The sequence below is a fragment of the Salmonella sp. 2020_1395 genome (assembly GCF_043848115.1).
Classification (GTDB): Bacteria; Pseudomonadota; Gammaproteobacteria; order Enterobacterales; family Enterobacteriaceae; genus Salmonella; species Salmonella enterica.
In genome coordinates, this window is sequence record NZ_JBCMFH010000031.1 from 1 (window position 1) to 7,516 (window position 7,516).

Below are 7,516 nucleotides of genomic sequence, written 5' to 3' on the forward strand. Positions count from 1 at the left end.
GGCCAGGCCTCAGCATTTTATTATGGTGATCCCCTGGGCGAAATGCGCCTGGTAAGCAGAGTTTTTGAAATGTAAGGCCTTTGAATAAGACAAAAGGCTGCCTCATCGCTAACTTTGCAACAGTGCCCTAATTTCTCATTTTGAATCAGACGAATGTGGCGGACTTGCTTTGGTTCTCAAAGAACATCCCGAAGCTGTCGCGGTTTGTTCCGAAACCACAGCAAGACAACTGATGGGGTTTGGTATTACTAACAATGTGCTTATTAAAAAGCCGAATGAAATATTTGCCGGAGATGATTTTGAATTTCAAACTATCAGTTACCCATCTGAAATGCATATGTGGGAAGGACTTTTATTTTTTGAAAAGAAACGTGGTATTTTCTTTAGCAGCGACCTCATGTTCGGCATGGGTGAGAATCACGGACAAGTTATCGAAAGCAGTTGGGACGCAGCGGTAAAATCAAGCGGCGCAGATACATTGCCCAATCAAGAATCCGGACAAAAGCTATCCTCGGATTTGAGTGAGATTGAACCTAAGTTCGTTGCTTCCGGTCATGGGTTTTGCATTACGATTGTAGGATAAATCAAGCAAATAGACCTTGCAAAATAAGCATTTGCAAATATACCACTTCATAAAACCGTATACTGTAATTATCAAGATTTTGAACGATATTGAAAAACAGTAACTTAAAGGCTCGATATATTTATAATATATCGAGCTTTTTTCATGTCTAAAAACTTGGGGGTATATAGTGAAAAATACCGTCCCAACGTCCCAAAGGCTGATAAGTAGGCGCATTATATGGGGATTATTATTCGTCTGTTATACGGAAGTCTCCCATGTATACCCGCCCTTACCTACCGCCGTGATCATTTTTGCTTTCCGGGCCGGTCCTACTTCGCCGATAAAGATAAAGTTAACTTTGCTGCTAGCCATTGCATTCACGAATCGAGTGATCATACAGCTACAGTTATGGGCATGTTCTACAAAGACAACGTTCCTGCCCTCGTCAAAAAAAGACTTAAATAGATGCAATCTAGTATCTTCACTGATCCGACCATTATCTTCATCTTCAACTAAAAAGTTTTCGGCCATATCATCCGAGATGCACCTTAAAAGGCTATCTTTGAAATTAGTTTTACCCGTCGCCGTATTGCCATATACGCACGTCATTACGGGCTGATTTGCTGCCAGATAAGCCGCGTATTCTTCTGGTAAATGGCTTTTATAATCCACGCCGAAGACATTCAACACTCGGCTGGAAATCGCCGGTGGCATTTGAGAAAAAAGCCGCTTAAAATGAGAGATAGACCGGAACACAACCGGTGCAAGTCCATAGCAACTCGTTTCTTTTCGCAGGTTGAGCCACCTCCGCGCTTCATCAGAAAACTGAAGGAACCTCCATTGAATCGAACTAATATTTTTTTTGGTGAATCGCATTCTGACTGGTTGCCTGTCAGAGGCGGAGAATCTGGTGATTTTGTTTTTCGACGTGGTGACGGGCATGCCTTCGCGAAAATCGCACCTGCTTCCCGCCGCGGTGAGCTCGCTGGAGAGCGTGACCGCCTCATTTGGCTCAAAGGTCGAGGTGTGGCTTGCCCCGAGGTGATCAACTGGCAGGAGGAACAGGAGGGTGCATGCTTGGTGATAACGGCAATTCCGGGAGTACCGGCGGCTGATCTGTCTGGAGCGGATTTGCTCAAAGCGTGGCCGTCAATGGGGCAGCAACTTGGCGCTGTTCACAGCCTATCGGTTGATCAATGTCCGTTTGAGCGCAGGCTGTCGCGAATGTTCGGACGCGCCGTTGATGTGGTGTCCCGCAATGCCGTCAATCCCGACTTCTTACCGGACGAGGACAAGAGTACGCCGCAGCTCGATCTTTTGGCTCGTGTCGAACGAGAGCTACCGGTGCGGCTCGACCAAGAGCGCACCGATATGGTTGTTTGCCATGGTGATCCCTGCATGCCGAACTTCATGGTGGACCCTAAAACTCTTCAATGCACGGGTCTGATCGACCTTGGGCGGCTCGGAACAGCAGATCGCTATGCCGATTTGGCACTCATGATTGCTAACGCCGAAGAGAACTGGGCAGCGCCAGATGAAGCAGAGCGCGCCTTCGCTGTCCTATTCAATGTATTGGGGATCGAAGCCCCCGACCGCGAACGCCTTGCCTTCTATCTGCGATTGGACCCTCTGACTTGGGGTTGATGTTCATGCCGCCTGTTTTTCCTGCTCATTGGCACGTTTCGCAACCTGTTCTCATTGCGGACACCTTTTCCAGCCTCGTTTGGAAAGTTTCATTGCCAGACGGGACTCCTGCAATCGTCAAGGGATTGAAACCTATAGAAGACATTGCTGATGAACTGCGCGGGGCCGACTATCTGGTATGGCGCAATGGGAGGGGAGCAGTCCGGTTGCTCGGTCGTGAGAACAATCTGATGTTGCTCGAATATGCCGGGGAGCGAATGCTCTCTCACATCGTTGCCGAGCACGGCGACTACCAGGCGACCGAAATTGCAGCGGAACTAATGGCGAAGCTGTATGCCGCATCTGAGGAACCCCTGCCTTCTGCCCTTCTCCCGATCCGGGATCGCTTTGCAGCTTTGTTTCAGCGGGCGCGCGATGATCAAAACGCAGGTTGTCAAACTGACTACGTCCACGCGGCGATTATAGCCGATCAAATGATGAGCAATGCCTCGGAACTGCGTGGGCTACATGGCGATCTGCATCATGAAAACATCATGTTCTCCAGTCGCGGCTGGCTGGTGATAGATCCCGTCGGTCTGGTCGGTGAAGTGGGCTTTGGCGCCGCCAATATGTTCTACGATCCGGCTGACAGAGACGACCTTTGTCTCGATCCTAGACGCATTGCACAGATGGCGGACGCATTCTCTCGTGCGCTGGACGTCGATCCGCGTCGCCTGCTCGACCAGGCGTACGCTTATGGGTGCCTTTCCGCAGCTTGGAACGCGGATGGAGAAGAGGAGCAACGCGATCTAGCTATCGCGGCCGCGATCAAGCAGGTGCGACAGACGTCATACTAGATATCAAGCGACTTCTCCTATCCCCTGGGAACACATCAATCTTACCGGAGAATATCGTTGGCCAAAGCCTTAGCGTAGGATTTCGCCCTCTCCCGCAAACGACCCCATAGCCTCCGCAACCTGACCATCGTAGTCACGCAGCGTCAGTGAACCCCCGAACAGCTGTTTTACCCGGTACATCGCCGTTTCCGCTATCGAGCGACGGTTGTAATCTGTTGTCCATTTCCACCGCGCATTACTCCCGGTCATTCGCTGATTAGCCACTGCACGGTTACGGTCTGCATATTCACCGGGCCAGTAACCCGCACCTTTTCGGGGAGGGATAAGCGCGCTGATTTTCTTACGCCGCAGTTCATCGTGACAGAGCCGGGTGTCGTAAGCGCCGTCTGCCGATGCTGCCCTGATTTTTCTGTGAGTCTGCCGGATAAGACCCGGGAAGGCTTCTGAGTCCGTCACATTGTTCAGCGACAGGTCTGCACAGATGATTTCATGTGTGTTGCTGTCAACTGCCAGATGCAACTTTCGCCATATACGACGGCGTTCCTGGCCATGCTTTTTGACTTTCCACTCGCCTTCACCAAAGACCTTCAGCCCGGTGGAATCAATCACCAGATGCGCGATTTCACCCCGGGTGAACGTTTTGAAACTGACGTTAACCGACTTTGCCCGCCTGCTGACACAGCTGTAATCCGGGCAGCGTAGCGGAACGTTCATCAGAGAAAAAATGGAATCAATAAAGCCCTGCGCAGCGCGCAGGGTCAGCCTGAATACGCGTTTAATGACCAGCACAGTCGTGATGGCAAGGTCAGAATAGCGCTGAGGTCTGCCTCGTGAAGAAGGTGTTGCTGACTCATACCAGGCCTGAATAGCTTCATCATCCAGCCAGAAAGTTATGGAGCCACGGTTGATGAGGGCTTTATTGTAGGTGGGCCAGTTGGTTATTTTGAACTTTTGCTTTGCCACGGAACGGTCTGCGTTGTCGGGAAGATGCGTGATCTGATCCTTCAACTCAGCAAAAGTTCGATTTATTCAACAAAGCCCATTCAGTCCTCAATTTGTGCATTTTTTAAACGAAAAAAGGGTGTCTAATACGGTGAAATCATAGTATTACCAAAGTAATAAATAAAAAGTTATTTAAATCAGTAATTTAGATTTGATTTGTAATACCTGGGTAATACCGCAGCATGGCTAAATTTTGTTTTTTTTCTTTTAAATCAGTGCGATAGCGTGATTTATCACGCTGCGTTAGGTGTATAGCAGGTTAAGGGATAAAAAATCATCTTTTTTTGGTAGGGCGATCTCCGTAGGTTAAGGGGCATTTGGCTAAAAAGCGTCCTATTCTTTGATGGTCATGCTTGCATGACCATCTGAGCAACCAAAAACTACAGATAAACTACAGATAAACTACAAAAAACGTTTTGCCTTAGTGTTGTAAGACTACAAATAGACTACAATAAAACTACAAATAAACTACAAAAAACGTGACAGACTACAAATAGACTACAATAAAACTACAGATAAACTACAAAACTCGATTGACCCCTTCTTACGAGTGTTGTAGAGTCATTTTCATACAACGGAGGGGGTTATGAATAAACCAGCAGATCTGAAACCCCGCAACTTATCGGCTGCTGTCAGATTGCGCCTAAATGAAATCGAGAACTGGCTGGACAGAGGGCTAACGCGGCATGAAATTGCTGAAATCCTCGACAGCGAATACAGCTTTTCGGTAACAGCCAAAGGGCTTGAGATGGCACTGTATAGAACGCGGCAAAACCGAAAAAATGTATTGCACAATACGCATGATAAGAGTAGCGCGAAGGGTGCAGCGGAAAGTGTATTGCACAATACACAACCGTCTGAGCCTGAAGTGCAGGAAAGTAAAAAAGCAGAGAGTCCCGGCATTATTGATAAAGAATTCTTCAAGAAAATCGGTGAGAATTTCGACCCTAAGAAGTTCAACAAAAAATTCTGAGGTGATTTATGAAAGTAGCGGTAATTAATTACAGTGGCAGTGTTCGTAAAACCTTAATTTCATCTTACCTGTTAGCCCCGCGCGGCTTTGTTGAATAAATCAGATTTCGGGTAAGTCTCCCCCGTAGCGGGTTGTGTTTTCAGGCAATACGCACGCTTTCAGGCATACCTGCTTTCGTCATTTTGTTCAGCGCTCGTACCAGGGCCATAGCCTCTGCAACCTGACCATCGTAGTCACGCAGTGTCAGTGAACCTCCGAACAGCTGTTTTACCCGGTACATCGCCGTTTCCGCTATCGAGCGACGGTTGTAATCTGTTGTCCATTTCCACCGCGCATTACTCCCGGTCAGCCGCTGATTCGCAACAGCACGGTTACGGTCTGCATATTCACCGGGCCAGTAACCCGCGCCTTTTCGGGGCGGGATAAGCGCGCTGATTTTCTTACGCCGCAGTTCATCGTGACAGAGTTGGGTGTCGTAAGCGCCGTCTGCCGATGCTGCCCTGATTTTTCTGTGAGTCTGCCGGATAAGACCCGGGAAGGCTTCTGAGTCCGTCACATTGTTCAGCGACAGGTTTGCACAGATGATTTCATGTGTGTTGCTGTCAACTGCCAGATGCAACTTTCGCCATATACGACGGCGTTCCTGGCCATGCTTTTTGACTTTCCATTCGCCTTCACCAAAGACCTTCAGCCCGGTGGAATCAATCACCAGATGCGCGATTTCACCCCGGGTGAACGTTTTGAAACTGACATTAACCGACTTTGCGCGCTTGCTGACACTGGTGTAATCCGGGCAGCGCAACGGAACATTCATCAGTGTAAAAATGGAATCAATAAAACCCTGTGCAGCCCGCAGGGTCAACCTGAACACGCGTTTAATGACCAGAACGGTGGTGATGGCGAGATCAGAATAGCGCTGAGGTCTTCCCCGTGATGAAGGCGTTGCCGACTCATACCAGGCCTGAATAGCTTCATCATCCAGCCAGAAAGTTATGGAGCCACGGTTGATGAGGGCTTTATTGTAGGTGGGCCAGTTGGTTATTTTGAACTTTTGCTTTGCCACGGAATGGTCTGCGTTGTCGGGAAGATGCGTGATCTGATCCTTCAACTCAGCAAAAGTTCGATTTATTCAACAAAGCCGTCTGTGTTGTAAAATGGCGCCGAAAGCCCGGCGTAGCCGGTTGCCGGGCTATAAATTCTGCCACCCTACCCCCTGCCCTGATTAGCCTTAACTCGCGAACAGCAATGAAGAAGTCAAAGTAATCCCTTTTAACCCCGGTGAGCGGGCTTTACGGCGTTTACGACGTAAAGGGCGTGATTTCCGGGGCCTAAGCGGCGGCAGCTTGCTGCTGACGCTTAGGGGGATGTTCATCAACTATTTCAGCGACACCAGGGAACTTAACACGGTAGCTGCAAAGCCCTAATCCCGCTCACCGCCACGCAGCTGCCGTACGTCCCCCACGGGGGTGCGCAGTGCTGCGCGCGGGAACGGCGGCCCGTCTGCGGGACGCGGCGCCGTACTGCGCGTTAGCGGCCGCACGCGGCCGGTTACGGGGGACACTCCGCCATACGACCAGCGACCCGCTGAGCTGCACAATCCACAGATAACACAAGCTACATACATGTCGATATGGGAATCGGCCCACCTTGCCGGGCGCCGGTGCCGTGTGGAAATCCGCCCACCTTGCCGCGCGCCGGTGCCGTGTGGGAATCCGCCCACCTTGCCGCGCGCCGGTGCCGTGTGGGAATCCGCCCACCTTGCCGGGCGCCGGTGCTGTGTGGAAATCCGCCCACCTTGCCGCGCGCCGGTGCCGTGTGGGAATCCGCCCACCTTGCCGCGCGCCGGTGCCGTGTGGGAATCCGCCCACCTTGCCGGGCGCCGGTGCTGTGTGGAAATCCGCCCACCTTACCGGGCGCCGGTGCTGTGTGGAAATCCGCCCATCTTGCCGGGCGCCGGTGCCGTGTGGGAATCCGCCCACCTTACCGGGCGCCGGTGCTGTGTGGAAATCCGCCCATCTTCATGACAAAAATTTGTCAAATGACAGGCTCATGTGTGCTGATTTATGTCAGACGGGATTTTGCTTATCAATTATTGAGAACAGAAATTTTCCTGAATCATCAATACTATACTTAGCAAGTAAAGGTGTTTTCTCATTTATCTGCTTGAGTGCAGGATCAAGGAAAGATCGTTTCAACTCTGCCAAGTTCTTCTGCTGGGATTCCGGTAAGACGAAACGGTCATTTAACCAAGCATGAGTAGTAACCCATAAGCCTGAAGATTTGAATTGAGCAAGACTTTCATAAAGGCGGATCGTCCGGGGATTTCGAAGACTGCCACAATCGCGGAGCGAGTAGGTGGTGAACTGGTTGGTAATGACTCCAACTTACTGATAGTGTTTTATGTTCAGATAATGCCCGATGACTTTGTCATGCAGCTCCACCGATTTTGAGAACGACAGCGACTTCCGTCCCAGCCGTGCCAGGTGCTGCCTCAGA

At 50.3% G+C, this 7,516-nt stretch carries 7 protein-coding genes and 3 pseudogenes; 5 read left to right on the top strand and 5 right to left on the bottom strand.

Features of this window, described 5'->3' with window-relative positions; all coding sequences use genetic code 11:
* Both ACH0WD_RS24195 and ACH0WD_RS24200 read left to right on the top strand, forming a co-directional pair.
* A pseudogene (locus ACH0WD_RS24195) lies at positions 1-75 on the top strand (IS6 family transposase); the annotation flags it as partial.
* A gap of 55 nt (positions 76-130) precedes the next feature.
* Positions 131-583 (top strand): MBL fold metallo-hydrolase, encoded by a 453-nt coding sequence (locus tag ACH0WD_RS24200; protein ID WP_335316478.1) that lies wholly within the window; start codon positions 131-133, stop codon positions 581-583.
* Between the two features lie 240 nt (positions 584-823).
* Here the strand turns inward: ACH0WD_RS24200 and ACH0WD_RS24205 are convergent, their stop codons facing one another.
* Positions 824-1,441: a hypothetical protein gene (locus tag ACH0WD_RS24205; protein ID WP_051120014.1), complete on the bottom strand. Its 618-nt coding sequence runs from the start codon at positions 1,439-1,441 to the stop codon at positions 824-826.
* Here ACH0WD_RS24205 and aph(3'')-Ib point away from each other — a divergent pair.
* Positions 1,406-2,209 carry an aminoglycoside O-phosphotransferase APH(3'')-Ib gene (gene aph(3'')-Ib, locus ACH0WD_RS24210; protein ID WP_001082319.1) on the top strand — a complete coding sequence of 268 codons (804 nt, stop codon included), beginning with the start codon at positions 1,406-1,408 and terminating at the stop codon, positions 2,207-2,209. The two genes, ACH0WD_RS24205 and aph(3'')-Ib, sit on opposite strands and share 36 nt — an antisense overlap.
* Positions 2,209-3,045 carry an aminoglycoside O-phosphotransferase APH(6)-Id gene (locus ACH0WD_RS24215; RefSeq protein ID WP_000480968.1) on the top strand — a complete coding sequence of 279 codons (837 nt, stop codon included), beginning with the start codon at positions 2,209-2,211 and terminating at the stop codon, positions 3,043-3,045. Before aph(3'')-Ib ends, ACH0WD_RS24215 begins: the two co-directional genes overlap by 1 nt.
* 105 nt (positions 3,046-3,150) lie before the next feature.
* Here the strand turns inward: ACH0WD_RS24215 and ACH0WD_RS24220 are convergent.
* Positions 3,151-4,053: pseudogene (locus tag ACH0WD_RS24220) on the bottom strand (IS5-like element IS903B family transposase); the annotation flags it as partial.
* 580 nt (positions 4,054-4,633) lie between these two features.
* Between ACH0WD_RS24220 and stbA the strand changes: the two are divergent.
* Positions 4,634-5,020 (top strand): plasmid stabilization protein StbA, encoded by a 387-nt coding sequence (gene stbA, locus ACH0WD_RS24225; RefSeq protein WP_001039464.1) that lies wholly within the window; start codon positions 4,634-4,636, stop codon positions 5,018-5,020.
* A 139-nt stretch (positions 5,021-5,159) separates the two neighbouring features.
* Here stbA and ACH0WD_RS24230 read toward each other — a convergent pair whose 3' ends face one another.
* The 3 genes and pseudogenes from ACH0WD_RS24230 to ACH0WD_RS24240 all read right to left on the bottom strand — a co-directional run.
* Positions 5,160-6,128 (bottom strand): IS5 family transposase, encoded by a 969-nt coding sequence (locus tag ACH0WD_RS24230; RefSeq protein ID WP_030005799.1) that lies wholly within the window; start codon positions 6,126-6,128, stop codon positions 5,160-5,162.
* 958 nt (positions 6,129-7,086) lie between these two features.
* Positions 7,087-7,395: pseudogene (locus ACH0WD_RS24235) on the bottom strand (replication initiation protein); the annotation flags it as partial.
* 9 nt (positions 7,396-7,404) lie between these two features.
* Positions 7,405-7,516: IS1 family transposase (locus ACH0WD_RS24240; RefSeq protein WP_001691633.1), on the bottom strand; the 112-nt coding region annotated here is incomplete at its 5' end.

Excerpts from the sequence above, each read along its gene's own strand:
- ACH0WD_RS24215 (WP_000480968.1), top strand. The coding sequence starts at position 2,209 with ATGTTCATGCCGCCTGTTTTTCCTGCTCATTGGCACGTTTCGCAACCT.
- ACH0WD_RS24205 (WP_051120014.1), bottom strand. The coding sequence starts at position 1,441 with ATGCGATTCACCAAAAAAAATATTAGTTCGATTCAATGGAGGTTCCTT.
- stbA (WP_001039464.1), top strand. The coding sequence starts at position 4,634 with ATGAATAAACCAGCAGATCTGAAACCCCGCAACTTATCGGCTGCTGTC.